The sequence below is a fragment of the Sporolactobacillus sp. CQH2019 genome (assembly GCF_028765345.1).
Taxonomy (GTDB): domain Bacteria; phylum Bacillota; class Bacilli; order Bacillales; family Sporolactobacillaceae; genus Sporolactobacillus.
This window is the reverse complement of record NZ_JARAJZ010000010.1, coordinates 88296-109362: the sequence shown is the minus strand read 5'-3', so window position 1 is coordinate 109362 and position 21067 is coordinate 88296. Positions and strand designations below refer to the sequence as shown.

At 42.9% G+C, this 21067-nt stretch carries 16 protein-coding genes; 3 read left to right on the top strand and 13 right to left on the bottom strand.

The window, feature by feature from the left end; translation table 11 throughout:
* Positions 1 to 179: 179 nt before the first annotated feature.
* A complete protein-coding gene (gene glxB, locus OYT88_RS14610; protein WP_274401062.1) occupies positions 180 to 563 on the bottom strand; it encodes a methylglyoxalase in 384 nt (127 codons plus the stop codon).
* 465 nt (positions 564 to 1028) lie between these two features.
* Here glxB and OYT88_RS14605 point away from each other — a divergent pair, with 465 nt between their 5' ends.
* The 3 genes from OYT88_RS14605 (at position 1029) to OYT88_RS14595 (ending at position 3307) form a co-directional block, all read left to right on the top strand.
* A complete protein-coding gene (locus OYT88_RS14605) occupies positions 1029 to 1313 on the top strand; it encodes a hypothetical protein (protein ID WP_274401061.1) in 285 nt (94 codons plus the stop codon).
* A gap of 14 nt (positions 1314 to 1327) precedes the next feature.
* Positions 1328 to 2224, top strand: a complete 897-nt coding sequence (locus OYT88_RS14600) for a LysR family transcriptional regulator (protein WP_274401060.1) — start codon at positions 1328 to 1330, stop codon at positions 2222 to 2224.
* Between the two features lie 270 nt (positions 2225 to 2494).
* A complete protein-coding gene (locus OYT88_RS14595) occupies positions 2495 to 3307 on the top strand; it encodes an alpha/beta fold hydrolase (RefSeq protein WP_274401059.1) in 813 nt (270 codons plus the stop codon).
* A 1341-nt stretch (positions 3308 to 4648) separates the two neighbouring features.
* Here the strand turns inward: OYT88_RS14595 and ppsA are convergent.
* The 12 genes from ppsA to OYT88_RS14535 all read right to left on the bottom strand — a co-directional run bounded on the left by ppsA (position 4649) and on the right by OYT88_RS14535 (position 21061).
* Positions 4649 to 7264 (bottom strand): phosphoenolpyruvate synthase, encoded by a 2616-nt coding sequence (gene ppsA / locus OYT88_RS14590; protein WP_274401058.1) that lies wholly within the window; start codon positions 7262 to 7264, stop codon positions 4649 to 4651.
* 494 nt (positions 7265 to 7758) lie between these two features.
* Positions 7759 to 8097: a hypothetical protein gene (locus tag OYT88_RS14585; protein WP_274401057.1), complete on the bottom strand. Its 339-nt coding sequence runs from the start codon at positions 8095 to 8097 to the stop codon at positions 7759 to 7761.
* 1038 nt (positions 8098 to 9135) lie between these two features.
* Positions 9136 to 9435 carry a hypothetical protein gene (locus OYT88_RS14580; protein ID WP_274401056.1) on the bottom strand — a complete coding sequence of 100 codons (300 nt, stop codon included), beginning with the start codon at positions 9433 to 9435 and terminating at the stop codon, positions 9136 to 9138.
* A 258-nt stretch (positions 9436 to 9693) separates the two neighbouring features.
* Positions 9694 to 10077 carry a DUF956 family protein gene (locus OYT88_RS14575; protein ID WP_274401055.1) on the bottom strand — a complete coding sequence of 128 codons (384 nt, stop codon included), beginning with the start codon at positions 10075 to 10077 and terminating at the stop codon, positions 9694 to 9696.
* A 144-nt stretch (positions 10078 to 10221) separates the two neighbouring features.
* Positions 10222 to 11133, bottom strand: coding sequence for a PTS system mannose/fructose/sorbose family transporter subunit IID (locus OYT88_RS14570; RefSeq protein WP_274401054.1), 912 nt, complete (start codon positions 11131 to 11133; stop codon positions 10222 to 10224).
* Between the two features lie 16 nt (positions 11134 to 11149).
* Entirely contained in the window at positions 11150 to 11953 is an 804-nt protein-coding gene (locus OYT88_RS14565; RefSeq protein ID WP_274401157.1) for a PTS mannose/fructose/sorbose transporter subunit IIC, read from the bottom strand.
* A gap of 35 nt (positions 11954 to 11988) precedes the next feature.
* Positions 11989 to 12966: a mannose/fructose/sorbose PTS transporter subunit IIA gene (locus tag OYT88_RS14560; RefSeq protein ID WP_274401053.1), complete on the bottom strand. Its 978-nt coding sequence runs from the start codon at positions 12964 to 12966 to the stop codon at positions 11989 to 11991.
* Between the two features lie 186 nt (positions 12967 to 13152).
* On the bottom strand, positions 13153 to 13650 hold the full coding sequence (locus tag OYT88_RS14555) for a PTS sugar transporter subunit IIB (RefSeq protein ID WP_274401052.1): 498 nt from the start codon (positions 13648 to 13650) through the stop codon (positions 13153 to 13155).
* A gap of 257 nt (positions 13651 to 13907) precedes the next feature.
* Complete coding sequence (locus OYT88_RS14550; RefSeq protein ID WP_274401051.1) at positions 13908 to 16772, bottom strand: sigma-54-dependent transcriptional regulator; 2865 nt, start codon at positions 16770 to 16772, stop codon at positions 13908 to 13910.
* Between the two features lie 877 nt (positions 16773 to 17649).
* On the bottom strand, positions 17650 to 18423 hold the full coding sequence (locus OYT88_RS14545; protein WP_274401050.1) for a hypothetical protein: 774 nt from the start codon (positions 18421 to 18423) through the stop codon (positions 17650 to 17652).
* A 207-nt stretch (positions 18424 to 18630) separates the two neighbouring features.
* Positions 18631 to 19065 carry a hypothetical protein gene (locus tag OYT88_RS14540; RefSeq protein ID WP_274401049.1) on the bottom strand — a complete coding sequence of 145 codons (435 nt, stop codon included), beginning with the start codon at positions 19063 to 19065 and terminating at the stop codon, positions 18631 to 18633.
* 844 nt (positions 19066 to 19909) lie between these two features.
* A complete protein-coding gene (locus OYT88_RS14535; RefSeq protein WP_274401048.1) occupies positions 19910 to 21061 on the bottom strand; it encodes a glycerate kinase family protein in 1152 nt (383 codons plus the stop codon).
* Positions 21062 to 21067: the final 6 nt, after the last annotated feature.

Genomic DNA, 21067 nt, shown 5'->3' with positions numbered 1-21067 from the left:
AGGCGTGTTCGCGATATTATATTTTTATTGTTGACTGACAGACCTTTTCAGGCCTTAAAGAGGTATAGAACCCCATCCTAATAATCGGACAGGGCCAATAAAGAACGTTATTTTAGTTTTTGATAAAAAACACTTCGCCAGAAAACTGCCGGCAAAGTCGTTTAGAACCGGCCATGGCGTTACTTCTGCACGATCTGAATAAGGTTGCCGCATGTATCGTCAAAAACAGCCAGTGTGACTTCACCCATTTCCGTCGGCTCCATCGTAAACTTCACGCCTTTTTCCATTAATCGTTTGTATTCCCTGCGGACATCCGCAACGCCGAACATTGTTGCCGGGATGCCGTCGGCAAATATCCTTTTCTGATATTCCTTTGCGGCAGGATGGTCATTCGGTTCAAGTACAAGCTCGGTGCCGTCCTGATCATCGGACGGAACAACCGTGATCCACCGATATTCTCCGGCGGGAATGTCTTCCTTTTTTACAAACCCCAGCTTTTCCGAATAAAACGCCAGTGCCTTGTCCTGATTTTCGACGAAAATACTGGTAACAATGATTTTCATACTGTTTACCTCCATTGACTTTTATGACAAACATTGCTGTGCCGGCAGTTCGGCAGGCAAGATAATCCAAACATTAGACAGAAGTCCTGATCTGATTTTATAACTTTATCCATCCTCTCAGCAAATTTTTAAAGAAAGCTCCGCACCCAAATTTAAGCTCACGGTGATGGGCGGCTCAGCATACCCAGCGGGGGAAAGCTGCAGGCGCCGTGAAGCCGAAGGAAGCCCAAAATTGGAGTATTTATACGCCCGTCTTCAGGAGACCTGAAAACTGGAAATTGAATCCGCTGTTTCAGGCATGAAGCTGTGCAAGAGAACACATTGTTTTTTTGTGCCCGGTTGTAAGATCAAATAAGTTAGGTATAACGAAGATGATGTGCTCCCGGCGCTGGCAGAATTCAATTCCCGCTTCATGATCTTCCTAAAAAGATTAACGGCAAGAATCCGAATTCGGCAGAGTATACGATGAAACAATCGGAGGATCGAAACGGTTCTTTATTGGATCAAGTGTCTCACGGCATCACGACAGACATTGGCCGTAAATTCACCGGTCTTGTCGACTCCTTTTGGAGATTATTCTCTATTATCCAAAGAAGGCCTCATCTTATTTGGAAGTGCGTTGCGGCACATGCAAAAAATGAAGTGTCTTTTATCTCGTCTAGCCTTCCATTCGCAGATGCCGATGAAGAAATTCTTCAAAATTTTTACTCTGCAAAAAGTCGAGTGCTTAAGATTAATATTTATCAATGAATGGAGGGGTCAAGATGGAAATTCGGCAATTGATGTACTTAACTCAAATTGCAAAAGAAAAAAGTTATACTGTTGCTGCCCAAAAGTTACATGTTTCACAACCTGCTTTAAGTAAAATGATTAAAAATCTTGAGATAGAACTCGGCGTTCCCATTTTCATTCATTCGAGAAGGAATCCCGAGCTTACAGATATCGGCAAGAGCATCGTTGAAGAATCTTGCAAGATATTGGAATCTGTTGAAAATCTGTCAAAGTCGATCGAAGATACCATTAATCTAAAAAAGGGCAACGTCGCGGTAGGAATACCTCCAGTAATCAGCACCGTCTATTTTCCCAAAGTGATTTCCGGATTTCAAAGTATGTTCCCGGATATTAAATTGAACGTTGTAGAAGCTGGAGCTGAGGAAGTTCAGGAAAAGATTCTGAATGGACTCATTGATATTGGATTTGTTATCATGCCGGTTGATGAGAAAAGAGTCGACGTTTATCCAGTCACGCATGATCTGAGTGTTCTACTCGTGAATAAAGATCACCCTCTTGCCTGCAGACAAAAAATTAATACAAAAGACTTAAAAAATGAGAGATTTATCCTTTTGGATGATAGTTATATGCTTCATCATCATATTCTTTACGCCTGCCGCAAAGCGGGATTCGAGGCCAATGTAGATTTTCAGACTTCGCAATGGGATTTAATCGTTCGAATGGTTTCGTATAATCAGGGAATTTCTATCCTGCCTCGGCCTATTCTTAAAGAATTCAAAGCCTCTATTCCTTCGATTAAAGAAGTGATTATTGATGATCCGATTTTTAAATGGAAGGTGATAATGATCCTGAAAAAGGGACACTATGTGACTTATGCCATGAGAGCATTCATCCGTTTTGTGGAAAAAGAGTTTTATAACAAAAGGTAATTTTATGTATGAATTTTATGTATTTGCCTTAATATCTAACTAAGATTACACTCAATTTGTAAACGTTTACATGATGAGCTGATGACTGTTGGCAAAATCATCGGAAAGGAGAAAATACTGCTCTTTATTGTGAAAAAAATAACAATATGGGCAGATTGTAAAGGCTGTAAAATAAATTCTGCCGGGAAATAACATTCGCTTATAAACAGTTTGTCCATATTTTTATGCAACATTCATGATCAATCATTTATGACAAAGGTGGTTTTTTATATGAGTTATTTTTTAACCGATGACAATGCCAAGATTTTCTACACCGATGAAGGAACAGGAAAGCCGATCGTATTAATACATGGCTGGTCCTGTCATCATGAGCACTTTAACAAAGTTACGCCGGAACTAAAGAAAAAGTACAGGATCATTACGTATGATTTAAGAGGTCATGGACGATCTGAAGTTCCTGACGACGGCTACACAATTGACAGATATTCTCAGGATCTAAAAAACCTTTTAGACTATCTTAATTTAAATAATGTTACACTTGTCGGCTGGTCAATGGGAACGCATATTATTTTTGACTATATTAAACAATTTGACTGTAATAAGCTGGATAAGATTGTTTTTATCGATATGTCGCCTAAGTTGATTACAGACGATAAATGGACGAAAGGTTTGTATGGAAAATACAGCACGGAAGATAATTTTAATGTTTTGGTAGCCATGAATGAAAATTGGCATGCCTTTTCAGACGGTTTTATTCGGGCCATTTTTGCAAAGTCGGGCGTCAGGGATCAGGAAGACTATACCTGGTGTTTAGAGGAGGCCTATAAAAATTCTCCCAATGTCATGGTACGGATGTGGATATCCATGACTTCCAAGGATTATAGGGATGTGCTTCCGAAAATAACGGTGCCGACATTGATCACCTATGGGGCAGAGAGCTGCCTCTATAATGCGGATAACAGTCAATTTCTGAAGGAATCCATTAATAGTGCCGAGACCTTTGCTTTCCCCAAATGCGGACATGCTCTTTTTAGAGAGGAACCGGAACTGTTTGTCAATGTTCTGAGCAAATTTGTAGATTAATGGATAGCTATTAAAAAAATAAACTTCTTACAGGGGCTGATCCGAAAGTATCGTTCTGCTGTCGGGCAGCCCCTCCTTCATTTAATATAAAATATGAGTGTCCTGCTGTGCCTGCCGTCAATTATTAATCGACTCTTCCTGAAACTATCTCTTGAAAGGCGGAACGTTTCCGCGATTACTAAACTTCTGCGATAGTCGATAAATTTCTGTCCTGGCTGATAAATCGGGTGTACCTGCTGATGATCGATTAAACACCGTCGACGGCCGATAGGAAACTGAAATCCAATCCATACAGCCGGGCCGCCGGCAGTATCGCCCTGTCAGGAGTTTATCGCCCCGAAAAAAGAATGTATCGCCCTAAAGCAACGGACTATCGCCCTAAGATGGTCGCCATTCGCCCTGTTCCGGCGGAGTATCGCCCTGTTATAAGTTTATCGCCCTGAAAAAAGAATGAATCGCTCTAAAGCAGCGGACTATCGCCCCAATATGGCCGCTATTCGCCCTGTTCCGGCGGAGTATCGCCCCCTCAGGAGTTTATCGCCCTGAAAAAAGAATGAATCGCCCTAAAGCAGCGGACTATCGCCCCAATATGGCCGCTATTCGCCCTGTTCCGGCGGAGTATCGCCCTGTTATAAGTTTATCGCCCTAAAGCAGCGGACTACTGCCCCAATATGGTCGCCATTCGCCCTGTTCCGAAGGAGTATCGCCCCGTCAGGAGTTTATCGCCCTGAAAAAAGAATGAATCACCCTAAAGCAGCGGACTATCGCCCCAATATGGCCGCCATTCGCCCTGTTCCGGCAAAGTATCGCCCCGTCAAGAGTTTATCGCCCCGAAAAAAGAATGAATCACCCTAAAGCAGCGGACTATCGCCCCAATATGATCGCCATTCGCCCTGTTCCGGCAAAGTATCGCCCTGCCAGGAGTGTATCGCCCTGAAAAAAGAATGAATCGCCCTAAAGCAGCGGACTATCGCCCCAATATGGCCGCTATTCGCCCTGTTTTGGCAAAGTATCGCTCCAAAACGTTCGCATGAAAGTTCAGAGGAACAGACGGCGCTTTCACGCCGCAGCCTGACTGGATACATGAGTTGAGGGGATACCCATTATATAAAACATAAGCGGATCACAATGTCGCTTCTGTCTATGTCTTATCGAATTTTATAGCTCTGCTCATTCGCCCAGGCAAATTTTTATGTGGTTGACTGTCTCCTTCTTTTTGATCTTGCGCATTCTGCATCTCCCCATGCAAAAAATGTTCTCCTTCTAAGAAAGCTACCCTGATCGGGCCGCCTTCTTAATCTTTCTATTTAACTCTCAGGTAAAATGGAAGCATCTTCCTTATTATAAAACTTCTACATAGCCTTCCGTTCCATTGACCCGGATTCTCTGTCCGTCATTGATCAATTTGGTCGCATTTTCTACCCCGACAACCGCCGGTAAGCCGTACTCACGTGCAATGACTGCTCCATGGGTCATCAGCCCGCCGACTTCGGTGACCAGACCCTTTATGGATACAAACAGCGGCGTCCAGCTCGGGTCGGTAAAAGACGTGACCAATATATCGCCATCCTCCAGATCGGCATCTTCCATATTTAAGATGACACGTGCCCGTCCCTCGATCACTCCGGCAGAAACAGGCAGACCCGCAATCGCATCGGTTGGGAGATTTTCCCGTTTGTACGCACCGGCAATGACCTCACCGTCGGATGTGATCACACGTGGCGGCGTCAGTTTTTCATATAATGTGTACTCGTCTTTTCGTTGGCCGATGATTTGATCATCCAGTTGATTTGTGCAGACGACTTCGCGAAGTTCTGAAAAAGTGAGATAGTAAATATCTTCCTTTTCACGAATAACGCCTGCTTGTACAAGCTGTTCGGCTTCTTTCAGCAAGGCCTGCTTGTAAATGAAGTAGCGGTGGACCATGCCGTATTTTGGATATTCGCGATAACCGATGAAATTCCGGATCAGATCGATCATTCGTTTTGTTTCCTCGGCTTTTCGCTCACCATCCGGCAATTGCTTCAATCGATCGAGTAACGCTTGTTCTTTTTGCAAAGCAGCGCGCCGCCCTTGCTCAAACTTCCGACGACCGGCCTTCGGTTCAAAATTTTTGATATCACTGAGAATCATCGGAACCAGTGCGGCAGGCTTTTCGCTCCAGCGAGGTTTCGTCATATCGATTTCCCCGCTGCATCGCATCCCGTATTTGTTGAGATAAGCATGGATGGCATCCCGGGTTTCCCGTCCACCGTCAAACTTATCCAGTTCATCCAAAAAGTTATCACCTTTTACATGGCGTAAATAATCAATGACTTCCGGATAAGGACGAATCACATCGGCGACATCTAACAGCGCCAGACCCATTTCCGAGGTAATATTATTCGGCACAGACTGGGAAAGCGTGTCTGCCGCATTTTTTTCGCCCAGCCACTTATTCATTTTTTCATTGATCCATAATGAAGCATCCATAGCAGCCATAAACACACGCGAACTCTGCGGGTCAAATAAAATCCTTCTTAACTCCTGAATATCTTCCAGAATAAAATCAAATAAATCCGGGCCCGATTTCGTCCGGATGTTTTGTTTTAACTCTGCGATTGATGTTTGACTGCGCTTAACCAGATCAGAAACGATAGCCGGATTGTTTTCAATCTGTGCTCGAAAATCCGGAGACAGCATGCCTTTATTGTTTTTATCCGAATTCAATTCTTTTCTATCATCCGGCAATATTTTTATAAAATCTCCCCGCTCTATCAGGACCGTGAGTGCGTCTTTCATAAGCGGATCGTGTTGTCCCATGGTATTTAATAAAATCTCTCTGCTGTCCGGCGAAGCAAGCATATGTGTCACATCAACAAACAACCTGCCGCCGGCTTTATGCATGGGTGCACGGGTCGTCAACAGGAAAAAAGACAATCCCAATGGTTTCATGGCGTCGGTCATCATTTGTTGGTGACCCACAGATACATACACGTGATTCTCCTGATCATGCGCTTCAGGTGTGGGGTACAAAGTAGTAATTGGCCGGCTCTGGACAATATAAAATGTATCATCAGCCAAACACCATTCGATGTCCTGGGGGCGGCCGAAATGCGCCTCGATCCTTCTGCCCAGGCGCTCAAGCCGCAAAATCCGTTCATCTGTCAGCACTTGCCTGTTCTGCCGCCTGGGTTCAACCTCCTGTGCTTTTGTGCCGCCGTCCTTTCGAGCATAAACAGCCAGCTTCTTGGCGGCTGTCTTCTTAGCGATCACCTGGCCGTTGCGCACTTTATAGAGATCGGCATTCACGAGACCGGAGACCAGGGCCTCACCCAGTCCGAAACCGGCATCAATGGACAAGACCTTTCTGTTGAACGTGACGGGGTCGGCTGTAAACAAAATTCCTGCCGCCTGCGGGAAAACCATCTTCTGAACAACCACAGACAAGCGGATTTTACGAGAGTCGAAGCCGTTTTGCAGACGGTAAGTGACTGCCCTTTCGGTAAACAGGGAGGCCCAGCACTTGCGGATATGCCTGAGAACGGCCGCCCTGCCGATAACGTTCAAATACGTATCCTGCTGACCGGCAAAGGAGGCCGCCGCTAAATCTTCTGCCGTTGCACTGGATCGTACGGCATAGGCTTCTTTTTCACCCAGTCCGGTGAGGAAACGGGTGATCTCTTCCGCCATGTCTTCAGGGATAGCCGCCTCTTCGATAGCTCTGCGTATCTCACCGCTAAGTTCAGCGATTTTATCCCGGTCTGCCGCCTTGAGAAACGATAGCTGTCCGAGTAACCCGTCAAGCGCTGCCGTTTCTCCAATGATTCTTTTAAAGGCTTCCGTAGAAATACAAAAGCCGTCCGGCACGCTTATCCCTTCAATTTTGGCAAGCTCCCCCAGATTCGCGCCTTTCCCCCCGACAACCATCCGTTTCGTTTTGTCAATGTCCTGAAAGCCAAATACATAGGAACCCATATGGCTACCTCCCCGGCAATCCTTTTTTGAATTCCATAACGCCCCCGCAACCATACTTCAGCGGGCTATTGCATTATAGCATTGACAAATAAGAACAAACAGTCTGCCATTTTGATTTTTTACATGTTATAATTAAAATGGAGGGGTGTAGGCATTAAAAATACACTCCGATTGATAGGGTTTCCTTGGATAAGCAAATAATAAGCGAGCTGAAACAGTTTGCTGAATAAGCTCACAGAATCAACAAATAAGAAATTTACAACATTAAAGCAAATTCCCAAATAAAAATCCGATTTTCTTAATTTAATGCGGAAAATCGGATTTTTTCGTTACTCCATAGAACAGCCTGATTGTTGAATAGATTGGCCCGCATTTTTTAAACATGCTTTGCACCTTACGGAATAGGTGCGACAAAAGAACTGTTCCCTGCCGCATCCTTTGCAGTACAAAAGAATTGCCCCTAAACGAAAACAGAAAAAAGCAAATCATAAACATCAAGTCAAAATTCTATATACAGCAAGGATTATGCTGGCAGAGAATATGATCGTAAAGATTGTTTTGTTGTGCTTCGCCAACCATCGGGGAAGAAAAATATCAAAGCCGGCCGAAATGTCTTTACTATACTGTTCTCCGATCCGGGTGAGGGGACAGCGCCAGCCATTTATAAGTAAAATTACGCCCTCAATCAGGACCAAGCAAACGGCAATTAAAAAATAGGAATCAATTCTATCGATGATTGCCGCATAGAGAGTATATAGTATGATAAAAACATAAAACAGCCATATTGCCGTGTGTAAAAGCTTTATGAGGATGAGTTTTGATTTTGCCTCCAAATGGAACTCCTCTTTGTACTGTGGTATCGTTATGCCAAAATGGGTACAGGGATCATTCCTCTTTATCGACTCTGTCGAACCATATTAGTATTGCCGCGATTTTGAAAATAGTTTCACACACGGGCCGCACAAGTCTGCAGTCCACCGGAGATATCCCCATCGAACATGATCATTTTATCAAAATATGAGTGAATTGAAAATCTTCGATTGGGTTTATTGCTCCAGCGCGATATGGCTCATTATTCTATTATACTCAACGGATCTTGATGATAAATATTCAACGCTAAGGGCAGGGAGCTTATCATAAGAGTAGAAAACCATGTATCGCTTTTACGAAAAAAATTGAAACAGCTGAAATCCGACGTTTCCATACGTACGAATACGGGGCACGGGGTATGTAATAAAACGGGAAGTAAGAAGGATAGAATGTTTACTGGATTGTGCAGCAAACTCCTTCTCTTTAATATGTTCATTATCTCCATTGTCATCAGCTCCAGCAATAACTCAGGAATCAGATAAGCTGAACTTAACCATGCAAGTTTCTGAAGTTCATATAAATGTAAAAAGGGAACTGCAAACGTTATTGTTAATCCACGTTTATTTGATATTGAGGCAAACGGAAACGGTAAAATATTGAGCGTTGATTCCTCAAATAATATGCCTCGCGCAGCCTATGAAAAAGCTGCTGAGACCGCCTGGGGCACTGAGATCGAAGGAATTTGGACTCCTGAGAGAGGCAAAGTATCCAGCATAAGATGCAATGATGGCCGGCGATAGATAAAAAATTTTTATTTTCTTGTAAGTAAACGTGAACATTCAATGTGCACACAGAGTGTTTCCGGCAGAAAAAGTAATTCAGAACGTTTTTCTGTTTTAGGATAAAGTTAAAAGCAAATCATCATTTTTTCAATGCCGGAAATAATTATTGGGATTTCTATCATTTTTCCGCCGCTTTTTGAACACTTAATTCACAAAGCCTCAGTTTTCCCCTTTTTTTTAATTTCTCCACACAAAGCATCAATCTCCCAGACAATGGAACTAAGACAGAGCCTCTCTTTTTATTCTTTTGATCTCCTTTTCAATGTAAGTCGCCAGTGCCTCGCCTGAATCCGTGAATAAATATTGAATTTCCTGTAAAGTAAATGCTAAAGTTTTTATTTGATCAACAAACGACACTCGAATGCTATCCATTATCTTTAATAAATTTATTTGTTCTTTAAAAGGTTTTAAGTCCTGGTCCAAAGAATTGATCAATAGAAAACGATTGCTCACAATCATGACGTCCGCAAAATAATATTGAATATTGTGCCTTTCTTTTACCTCAACAATTCCAAACATACACTCTCTTCCTGACCTTCAAAGTAATTTTAAAACAAATGACAAGCATGGTGTTCATAATCTCTAAAAAACAATATTTCCTTAAAATTTACTTGATCTATACTATCCGATTTTGATGCGAACTTGGCTGAAAACACTCATTTATTTACTTAGAAAGAAATCATTCACGACAACAGCCATGAGTTTTTAAAGCTTTCTGTAAGAAAAATTTTCGGCTGACGGTAATGGATAGTCTTCGCAAATGTCCGCTGCAGGACATTAATTACTTCTTTTTCGGCCAAGCTTGAATTTCAGGCCGCGCTTGAGGACTTGGAAGAACGTCAGCGATTTAACCATCCGTTCCGGATTAACATATTTACGGATTGCACGCAAAACTTTTTTCGGATGTTTAGAAGAAAAAGAGTAGGTTCCATTTTTCTTCGTTCGTATTGCATAGCGGGGAATCCACTTGCCCCTGAACATAACTGAAGCAACGACATAATCGAGTTCATCCCAGGGGATCTGGATGTATTTTCGAGTATCCCGGTCATTATAAAACTCAAATCCTTTATCGCCAATCATGATTTTACCATAATCAGTCAGTCCCATAAAAGAGGTCGCATCGGTTACAAAATCGACTTTGGTATTAATGGATTGAACCATTTTCTTTGCTCCATTCCTTTTAGTCATATTTATTTATCATACTTTTTTTCCTATAATTAAGCAATATCGCCCGGGTATTCCCGAGCGATCAAGTAGATTAGAATAAATCAATTAGCTGTGACATGTATACTAAATTACACACAATTACATTAAGTTGATTAAGTGGAAGACGATACCGACCACGAACAACCCAAGAATCATAATGATTGGAGAAACTTTCTTCTTAAGCAGCCACATGCAGAGAAATGTTAATGCCAGTCCAGCTAAGCCGGGAATTAAGCTATCCAAGTTGTTCTGCAAAGTCGTTATTTTCGTCGCGTCCAGCGAAAGACCGGAGGCTTGCTGTTCCAGCGCAGTTTTAATTCCCTGCGCTCCGGCAGGTAAACTGTTCCAATCAATATAGGCACCCTTAGAAAGCTTCACTTGAGAGACAACCGGCGTGAATTTTACAGCTACCCAGCGGTTGACCAATGCACCAAGGATGAACATACCAAGGATTGATGCACCTTTAGTAATATCCTGAAGCAATCCTCCGGATAAATCTTCAGTAATTCTCGTACCGGCTTTGTAGCCGAATTCCTGTGTATACCACATGAAGGCCATACGAATGATATTCCATCCTAAGAAGAAAATAATCGGTCCGAGTATGTTGCCGGTCATCGCCAGAGAAGCCCCCAGCGCACCCAGGATAGGTCTGACCGTGAACCAGAAGACCGGATCGCCGATACCTGCAAAAGGCCCCATCATACCGACCTTAACCCCTTGAATGGTTACGTCGTCAACCGGCGCACCATTGGCGCGGTCTTCTTCAAGCGCTAAAGTAACACCAAGGACAGGCGACGCCAGATAAGGGTGCGTATTAAAGAATTCCAGGTGACGTTTCAGCGCGGCCGAACGATCTTCTTTAGATTTATACAATTTTTTGATTGCGGGAATCAGTGAGTATACCCAGCCACCGTTTTGCATCCGTTCATAGTTCCAGGAACCCTGAATGAATGTTGAACGCCAGCAAACAGACAGACGATCTTTCTTTGATAGTTTCAGTTTTTCTGCCATTTTGTCCCCCTCCTTCTCAGTAATTATCAATAATATCGCCTAGCGGATCACCAGTGTTTGAGTTTCCGCCATTACCTGAACCGCCGCCCCGTTTGGAAAGCGCTAAATAGATAAGGGCAAGGCCAACACCGATAGCACCAAGGCCGATAAGTGTGATTTGTGAAATCGTCGCTAATACAAAACCAATCGCGAAGAATGGCCATACTTCTCTTGTCGCCATCATGTTAATAACCATTGCATAACCAACAGCTACGACCATGCCGCCGCCGATGGCCAATCCGGCTGTCAGCCATGTCGGCATAGACGCCAGTAAAGCCTTAACAGGGCCGGCACCAACGGCTAAAATTAATGCAGCCGGGATGGCAATACGTACCCCTTGCATGCAGATAGCGATGATGTGCCATAATTCAACTTTCCTGAAGTTTCCTTCATTAGCCGCAGCATCCATAAAGTGTACAAATGCGGTCGCAATCGTACGGGCGATGATGGTTAATAATAAACCGGCAACGGCAAGCGGAATGGCAATCGCAATCGCAGAAGATACACCGGCACTGCCTTGCCCGCTGAGAACTAAAATAATTGCAGATGCAACTGAAGCCAATGCGGCATCAGGCGCTACAGCGGCACCGATATTTGCCCAGCCCAGCGCAATCATTTGAAGCGTACCGCCTAAGATAAGGCAGGGGACCAGGTTTCCTGTAACTAAGCCGATTAACGTACAGGCGACGATCGGCTGGTGGAATTGAAATTCATCCAGGATTCCTTCCATACCGGCAAGAAATGCTATGATAGCGACTAATATTATTTGAATAACATTCAAATCCATAATTGGTAATCCTCCTTTTCTCCTGATACTTAAGAGTGTCTTATTTTATTTAACTCATCCTGGGCTCTCTTGATGATTTCATCCATGTCGGCTTTCGAATCGGCTGGAACCTTACGTACATCAAAGTCCACACCGGCTTCTTTTAACTTAGCAAACGTATCAATATCATTCTGGTCAAAGGCCAGTACCTTGTTCGGCTGAACTTTACCAACTGAGTGCGCCATAGAACCAACGTTGATTGTCTTCAATGGAACGCCGCCTTCAACCGCCTGAAGTGCATCCTGCGGATTTTCAAAAAGGAGCAGCGCGCGCTGGCCGCCGAAGTGCTGATCATCTTTCGCAAGTCTGATCATTTGCTCAACGGGAACAACATGTGCTTTAACGCCTGGCGGAGCGGCCTGCTGGATCAATTTTTTACGAAGGTCATCCTTGGCCACTGCATCAGATACAACGATGATACGTGTAGGCTGTGTCGTTTTGGTCCAGGCGGTCGCTACTTGTCCATGAAGTAAACGAGAGTCGATACGTGCTAACACGTATTTAAATTTACCGGGAGCGCCTTTCTTTGATTGTTGAGCAGCGGCTGCAGCGGTTGCCTTGGCCGGCTCCAATTCTTCAGGTCTTATTTTGACCCCATCTTTAGCTGTGCCAAGAATATGCGCAGCAATTTCACGCGCTGTGTTCATTGATGAACGTGAAGCATATGCTTCGATCAACATCGGTAAGTTCATGCCAGCAACGATTGCCCATTTGTCTTTGTGCTCTTCAAACAAGCTGTTGGCTTGGTTGAAAGGTGTACCGCCCCAAAGATCGACTAAAAACAGGACTTCTTCCTGATCGTCGAAAGAGGCAATGGCTTCTTTCATCTTTGCCTTAACGTCATTAGGACCCTCGTTTGGCATTAAAGTAACAGCTTTGACATTCTCCTGCTCTCCAAAAATCATTGAGCCGGATTGGAAAATGCCTTCAGCAAAACCGCCGTGGCTTGCTAGGATAATACCAACCATTGTTTAATACCTCCTATATCAATATTTTTGCTTTAGTACATGAACTAAAGCATCCAGTTCTGTTATCACTTTAAAAAATTGAAACAACATACCGGACCGATTTGCCGCGCCGAAACGCTTCTCACCACCTTTCATGGTCAGGGAAGAACGCAGCAAAGCATGCAGAAAATCTAAAAATTGTTTGATTTACACCAAGCCTTTTTCGGAAAGCGATTTCCAAAGATTTTTAGAACTATCATTGGAAACCTTGCGGACATCAAGCCTGATACCGCGGTCATGAAACCACTTGAAAGCTTCCACATCGGCTGCATTAACAGCTATCGTATCGGTAACCATTACCCGTGTATTGTCAAAACTAATGGCACCAATATTGATAGAATCAATCTTTATGCCGCCTTCGACAACAGATTTTGCATCAACCGGATCCTCAACCAGAATCATAGGTTTCAAAACGTCAAAACGCGGATCATGATAGAGTCTTATCATTTTCTCCACCGTGATGACATTTGCCCTGATTCCAAGAGGTGCGGCTTGCACAATCAATGTCTTGCGGATCAGATCGCGCGCCACACGATCCGACACAACCAAGATCCGATTCACATGGAGAGTTTTAGCCCAGTTAGTCGTAACCTGTCCATGCAGCAGGCGGCTGTCAATACGTAATAAACGAACATCCATCGTCATAACCATTCACCATCATTTCCAGTGCTGCCAAAACAGCCACTATCACCCTCCACCTTCGCCAAGTAAGTCATCTAAGTACATCACCCTGAGTACGCCATAACGCTTTCATGATTCGGGTTTCAAATTACGAAGGGCACAAACGTCTCAGAGAACAACCACACTTTACCCTAAGCAAATTACGTGCCATTTTTGTGTGTCATATAAAAGAGCTGGTACAACCGGTTTTCTCCGCTGATAAAAAAACAATTGACACACTTTCATAGTGTGTCAATTGTTTTGTGTGTCGTTTTCTCTTTTTCTGTGTTAAATAATTCGACGATATAATACGTTTCTGTATCTGAAAGATTGATATTAAGTGTTTCATTCAGAAACTCATTCGCCTGTTTAACGATAGGAAATAGTTTTTCCGTTCTGACTCTGGACAGCCTCTGCTCATCGACGCTCATTTCCGAGCGGGTCAGATAACGCTCAAGCGCCCCTGCCATATGCATGATCAAACTAATTCTGAAAGCATTTGACATTCTGGACTGACTGCGCTGCTGAATAAAATCGCAATAATTCCACAATATCCTTACAATTTTTGCGGGGTTAATGAATGTAAAGTACTGTCCCAAATATTTCCGACTCATTTCTTCCGTTAACAACTCCGAATGTTCCAGAGTCTCTGTTTCACGTGCCGTATGATTGTTGTTTATTTCTTCAATCAGACTGACAAAACTCTCGCCGCCGCCCTGCAGCAGATTCTCTAATGAAACAAACGGAGCTGAAACTTTGGGTTTCACAACACCGGTTGTGGCCACGATTTGATAATTTTCCTGAATCTTAGCAATTTGCTCTTTCATATTTACGACTGAAACCGTGATCACGGTGATATCATCGATCAGATTATCGACTAATATCTTATCTAACAGATCCTTAATTCTCCTCGCTGTTCCCTCACCAGTCGAACAAATCGCAATAATAGCCTTCGCTCTCTGATCCGATATTTTCTGAACAGGATTCTTCTTCTTCCGGACTTTGCCGATCGTTCGTGAATAGCCGTCAAATTCACGCAATTCCCGATGCACTGTTTCAAGGTCACTATCGATCAATGCTGTTTTGCGGGCTGCTTCCAGCACCATCGCCGTAGTCACCATATCAATCGTTTTGACAGGGATATTCGTTTTCTCTCTCAGTTTACTGCTGAATGTACTGAGAGATCCCATATCGACCAAGAGTAAAACGCCGTTGCCCTGATCGATATTTTTAACTTGTGACGCAATGCCGTCCAATGCGACTTTAGGACTCATTTCAAGCGGCATATCATATGCGGCAATATTATCGACAGACAGCAGTTGCGAGACAACCTGCACCATGGAGGATGCGGTACTGTTACCGTGGGCTGCCACAACGATTCCAACTTTTCCAGTTTTAGATTCTGATTTTAAAGAGACCAAAAGGATCGCCATGTAATAAACTTCAGACTCAGGAATAGGAAATCGATAATGATCCTCGATCAAGTCTTTCACTCGCTCGGCAATTTTGAGTCCGGTCGGATAATCATGGACCATTGAAATCAAATCAGCCGAAATATTGCGCAACGGTTTCCCTGACTGGACCCGTTTAATAAAAGAGCTAATGTGCAAGCTCATCGCATAAATGAAATTATCCCTGACCGGATAATTCTCTTTTTCCTGAAGCAGCCGCTGGATCTGCTCTGTTAAGTCAATAATTTCCTGATCAACGATCTCATTCAGACTGCTGATTGTTTTTTCCAACTTTCCCTGACGATAAAAAGATTTTAAATGCAGATTGATATCGGTCATAATGAAGTTATTGATCGCTGCCTGATCCAGTCCTTCGTCTTTCAGCAGCGCAGCTTTATCACCGATGATTTCATACAGATTATAAGGCAGTTCATAACTGTCGATGTCGGGCAGGCCGCGCTTGGCATCGGGCTTGATCACCATCGTCGGTTCAAGCAGACGGCTCAGATTCCCCAGTTCCTGCCGATTATTAGCCAGGTTGGAAAGCCCGTCTTTGATATTAGGCGGCAGCTGGCTGAAAAGCAGGGTAATTTCATCCTTATCATGCATGCTATTTAAGAAACCTTGAGCACACACTAATTGAATATTAGACTTCAACTGCCCGACATTACCGTAGGTTACACTCCCCAGCAATGCCTGAACGACATCCTCACTTAAACGAATATTTTTATGAATACGATTAGCTTCAAGCGTTAATAATTGTTCTAATAATTGCAGCTTTTCACGTGCACTTCTTTGGTTAAAGCCCGGCAGTTGAATGATGATCGGGATACGGCGGACAAAAGTCTGCAGCAATGAACTTTCCGGATCTTCAGTCGTTGCGTAAACAAGTCTGACGTCCGCATGATGAACTTTGGCAGTTTCGCCTAAACGGCTGTACGTTCCATGATCCATAAAATAAAAAATCATTTCCTGCCCTTCAGGAGGCAGGCGATGTACTTCATCAAGAAAAAGTATTCCGCCGTCGGCTTCCTGAATCAGGCCGCCTTTATCCTCGTTGGCGCCGGTAAAAGCCCCCTTGACATAGCCAAACAGATGCGACATCAATAACTGCGGATTGTGTGCATAATCCGCACAATTGAATATAGTAAATCCCTTTTTGGAAATGATCTCCCTATCCAGAGCAAAATGATACATTTTATTAGCGAAATACGTTTTACCGGATCCTGTCGGCCCAATAATCAGCGTATTCAGTCCGTGCGGCGGATAAAGCAAAGCTGCTTTAGCCTGTTCGACTTGATTCTTCAGGCTGCCGCGACTGCCGATCATGTTCTTAAAAACATCCACTTCGTCCTTATTTGCAGTATATTTCTCATTAATGCTTTGATCAGCGATACGAGCATCCCCTGCAAACCCGACGTTGGGTTTCTGCTGTATCCTGTTTTTACGTTTCCCGGCTGCATTATTCACAAAATAACGAACCGGCCGGCCATTTGTCTTCTTTATTCTTTCCTCTCTGACAAGCCGATTTAATTCCCTGCTGACATTCGGGCGAAGCACACCGATAGCCTCGGATATTTCGCTAGTTGTAACACTTTGAGCCATACTCAGTGCGCGCTTTTCCAGATATGCTAAAACTCTTTCACGCCGTGTCATTCTATGCCCGCCTTTTTAACTAAATTACATTTTGTTAGTGTATCACAATTTGAAGAAATAAGCGAGTTCATCCTCTTGAATACCAAATTTTACTTGATAGTTTTCAGCCTTCATATCTCAGTAAGAAAAGGACCGTCCCAATGCCAAGCAACGGAGCGGCTCTTTAATTTAATGTCCTTATATCCAACACACTTATACTGAATTCTGATGATAAGACCCGGCCTCTTGAAACAAGCCGATTGTTCCGGCCAGCCATGCCAAACGTGCGAACGCAATGATGAACCAGGGCCTGTTCTCCGGCGAAAGCAGGCTGTCACCATACGACCAATGAGTAATATACCGCCATTTTGAAAAAATGGCAGAGGTCAAAAGGTCTGCACTTGATCGATGATTTGATCCAGAGACCGATAATCCTGAAATGCCCCTGTATCCGGGAATGCTTCCATGAAAGAATTACCGCCGTCCATTTCAAAACCAAGAGAAAAGCACTCTTCGGCAAAGCCTTTTGAAACATCTTCTTCCGTTACCGTTTCGTGCGATACTTTTCAAGCCAGCGCACGGCAAAACCGTGTATTTCTTGTTTTGCTGCCATCCGGGTGTCTCCTCTCACAGATGAAATCCAGATTTTTCTCTTGAGTTCATTGCGTTGCGCCGACACGTCAGTCAATCGCCGCTCTTTTACAGGTGCCCACAGCTACGGGAATTACTATTACTTTAAGTTCAGAAATTTTATTTGGCATAACAGAATTTTAAACATATCTTTTTTGCGCTGCATTTCAAGAAGCTAAGCGGTTTGTGATATCATTGCAAATATACGCCAGATATAGAGCTTAGATAAGTCGTCTGAATTTATTTTCAAAAATTGATGGTAAGAAAATTACCATTCATTAATTGCATATAACATTGCGAGTCTGACTTGTTTGAGCAATTCAGCGGATAAAGAATCGTACTCTTTATCCATCCCTTTTTTATATGCCATATATGGCGGACTGTCGTTCCAGGAACCCATTGCGCCAAAAACATCGGCAGTACTGGCCGCCTCAAAAAGATGTAGATTTTGTTTTGGGATTCCCGGAAGGGGCCTATTATATTTGATGTCAGTATAATCAGTCGAACCTAACAAAATGTCGAGAGCCTTTTGAAACACTTCGGCAAAACTGTCACAATCAATCCTTTGAGCAAATTCCTTTATTTCGGTTAAAACACTTTTGAAACTGTCGCTATTATTTTCAAAATGCGGTTTTCCCTTAGGAGCTTTATTCCATTCTTGTTCCGTATAAAGAATATTCCATGCCTTTTGGGCGGAATCAAATTCCCAGTTTGCAGTAAAATAAGTCACTTTGCTTCCTCTGTAAAAACATACTATAGAGCTTTGTGTTGTATTTGAAAAACCAAGAAGATTGCGGTCCTGAACGGCAACGGGAGCAAGAAATTTAATATCCCGGAGCCCTTTTTTTAAGCAATATTTATACCATGCCGATGCATCTTCTGCTTTGTATTTCTTCGTACTGAACAGTTTCTTTTCCGGCAGAAACTGAAATTCAACCCTATTTTCATATTTAAGCGGAGTATATGATAGTACGGATTTCTCTTTTAATGCTTTTTTTACTGCTGCAGTAATACAGCAAATCTGATACATTTGACCATTCATTTGTTCTCATCCTTCATGAATTCAGATATCGATAATATCCCCACTGTCATCTCATGTTCATGCCGACATCCGGCTTGTACAGCCAACCCTTTAAAAATCCGAAAAACATCCGAACCATCACTCGCCAACCGACCAAATAAAAATGAAAGAAGTTGATGAACTCTGATCCACCTCTTTCAATTAATCGTCACGCAGGATGAATATTTTTTATGTTTTTCGTCTGAAATACCATTTGCAATAAGCGAACTCTGCAAATGTCAGAATTGCTATTCCAATATCAAAGGCGGAATTTCCCACACCGATTGCGTTCCAGCGATTCATAAAGGTAAACGTTATGAACATCAAAACCAGATCCGATATCGCTGAAACAAGGGCAAGCCATACCGCAATCCTTTGACGCAGCAACAGGAATAGCGGAGCAGCAGCACCCGCCGCGAGGTTAGCCGCCCAAAAGAAAAGCGGCAGAATCGGGTAGTTCGCGAAATAGGCAACAGCTGGCGGTTCAAATTTATCAAGTATATATTCTTCCGCACTGCCGCTGTGAATCATAATAAAATCATAAATGCCCATCCCATATAGAAACAGAAAAAACGCGGCAACCAGCCAAAAATGCCACGGCCTCACTTTCATAGGCTTTTTCATTTGGCGGCCTCCTCCTATGTATTGACATTTACTTATAAAATTCTATAGCTTTTAATTAGTATAAATGCAATCTATACCTCATGCAATAAACTGTCTGCTATTCATTATGGGGTGGCATCTATGGAAGCGGCCCAAAAAGCGGACCAAAATTCGTACTTTTTTGTTCGTTCTTGCTCAAAATTACTAGACATAAATAGAGTGGCAGAACTGCTTTATTTGCCCTTTAAACCACTATTTGTCATCATTACTATCGTTTCCACGTGCATAGTAAAGTAACAGGTAAGCTGTCGATTAGAGAGCACTCAGCATTAGTGCCGACGCACGGTTTAGGAAACCCACATAGCTTATTTCAATCCGTATTTTACGTATCACATTGTTTTTTTAGGCCTATTAAAACAAGCAGGTAAGATGTATATATGTCTGGATAAGTTTGGGAAGAATTTTTGTGACCACATTTCCAACGCATTCCATACTGAATATATACATACTAACCTTAAATGGTGTAGAAAGTAGAAAGTACCATTGTACTTTTTACATCACTAAGGTCAATATGTTTTTATGGTTGGATCATTGGTCATCCAAGTCCAGATCAGATGTCATTTTTATAAATCTTAACCAGTATATCTTCATGTTATTTCATCCCAACCAGCATTTCGGAAAGCAATTGTATCGATTTTTCCGTTTCATTTTCCCGATTGTGATTGTGGAAGCATTGTCCTAAAAAAACGCATAGCGCAGCATTTTTTTATGGCAAGAGTACTTATAGCCCCATCCGTATTGATTTTCAAACGGAAATTTGAGTTCTCGAACAAAATTTTTTATGATACCTGCCTTTCCTAACAATCTACATTTGTTCCTTTTTGCTATTGATCAGCTTTATAATTTCCCTGCTGACAATCTCAGCACCCGACAGCGCAGTGTTTTTTTTCATGGCATTGGCAAGAGAATTAGCTTCAAGCTGAACTGAGAATATCCCGTTAAACATACCTTCGAGTTCACCCAATTCAGGATCCCGTCTTCCACATAGCGCAACGCAGGGAATGTTATAGGATCTTGATAATTTTGCAATTTCATATGGTACTTTTCCATACAAAGATTGAGCATCTAAACTCCCTTCACCAGTAATGACAAGATCAGAATCCCGCAATATTTTTTTCAAATCAGTTAACCCTGAGAGAAGCTCAAAACCGGGCATTAACTTTGAGCGAAGCAAAGCAAATGCCCCACCTAACCCACCTGCAGCGCCAGCCCCAGGAATCTTCTGAAGGTCACTACCATAAAGATTCATAACCAGTTTTCTAATAACTTGTAATTTATCCTCCAAATAAGTAATTTCAGAAGGTCTCAAACCTTTTTGAGGACCATATACATGAGCAGCACCTGCAGCTCCGCAATACGGACTTTTTACATCTACCGCTATTTCCACCCTCAATCCTTTAAACAATTGTATAGCTGGTTCAAAATCAATAGCCCTAGTTTTTATCAACGGATTGCACGTCGAGGGAAGGACTTTGTGATTTTGATCGAACAGTTTTGCACCCAGTGCCTGAAGAAGACCCAGGCCGCCATCTGTGGTAGCACTTCCGCCCAATGTTATAATAATATGTTTAATATTTCTTGATAGCGCATCTCTGATCATTAATCCCAAACCATAACTTGTTGCAGTATAAGAACTGTTTGAAGGATTATTCTGGAGAAACTGAATACCGATCGTACTTGCGCATTCTATGATCGCAACAGGTTCACCATTAACATGAGTTAATAAATAGCTGGCCTGAATCTTATTGAAAAATGGATCTACGCTTTCTGTATGCTGCCACTTGCCCCCAATAGCATGACAAACAGCAACGGCACTTCCTTCTCCGCCATCAGCAACACAAAGAACATGAACTCCTGCTGCTGGCATTACTGTTTTTATCCCTTTTTCAGCCGCCCGGCCAAGTTCAAGAGAGTCTGCGCTCCCCTTAAATGAATCAATTCCGATAAAAATATTCATGCGTTT

Bases quoted from the DNA above. Each gene is read 5' to 3' on its own strand.
- OYT88_RS14595 (WP_274401059.1), top strand. From the start codon at position 2,495: ATGAGTTATTTTTTAACCGATGACAATGCCAAGATTTTCTACACCGAT.
- OYT88_RS14570 (WP_274401054.1), bottom strand. From the start codon at position 11,133: ATGGCAGAAAAACTGAAACTATCAAAGAAAGATCGTCTGTCTGTTTGC.
- glxB (WP_274401062.1), bottom strand. From the start codon at position 563: ATGAAAATCATTGTTACCAGTATTTTCGTCGAAAATCAGGACAAGGCA.
- ppsA (WP_274401058.1), bottom strand. From the start codon at position 7,264: ATGGGTTCCTATGTATTTGGCTTTCAGGACATTGACAAAACGAAACGG.
- OYT88_RS14575 (WP_274401055.1), bottom strand. From the start codon at position 10,077: ATGGTTCAATCCATTAATACCAAAGTCGATTTTGTAACCGATGCGACC.
- OYT88_RS14540 (WP_274401049.1), bottom strand. From the start codon at position 19,065: ATGAAAAAGCCTATGAAAGTGAGGCCGTGGCATTTTTGGCTGGTTGCC.
- OYT88_RS14550 (WP_274401051.1), bottom strand. From the start codon at position 16,772: ATGACACGGCGTGAAAGAGTTTTAGCATATCTGGAAAAGCGCGCACTG.
- OYT88_RS14580 (WP_274401056.1), bottom strand. From the start codon at position 9,435: ATGTTTGGAATTGTTGAGGTAAAAGAAAGGCACAATATTCAATATTAT.
- OYT88_RS14600 (WP_274401060.1), top strand. From the start codon at position 1,328: ATGGAAATTCGGCAATTGATGTACTTAACTCAAATTGCAAAAGAAAAA.
- OYT88_RS14560 (WP_274401053.1), bottom strand. From the start codon at position 12,966: ATGGTTGGTATTATCCTAGCAAGCCACGGCGGTTTTGCTGAAGGCATT.
- OYT88_RS14605 (WP_274401061.1), top strand. From the start codon at position 1,029: ATGAAACAATCGGAGGATCGAAACGGTTCTTTATTGGATCAAGTGTCT.
- OYT88_RS14555 (WP_274401052.1), bottom strand. From the start codon at position 13,650: ATGACGATGGATGTTCGTTTATTACGTATTGACAGCCGCCTGCTGCAT.
- OYT88_RS14545 (WP_274401050.1), bottom strand. From the start codon at position 18,423: ATGAATGGTCAAATGTATCAGATTTGCTGTATTACTGCAGCAGTAAAA.
- OYT88_RS14535 (WP_274401048.1), bottom strand. From the start codon at position 21,061: ATGAATATTTTTATCGGAATTGATTCATTTAAGGGGAGCGCAGACTCT.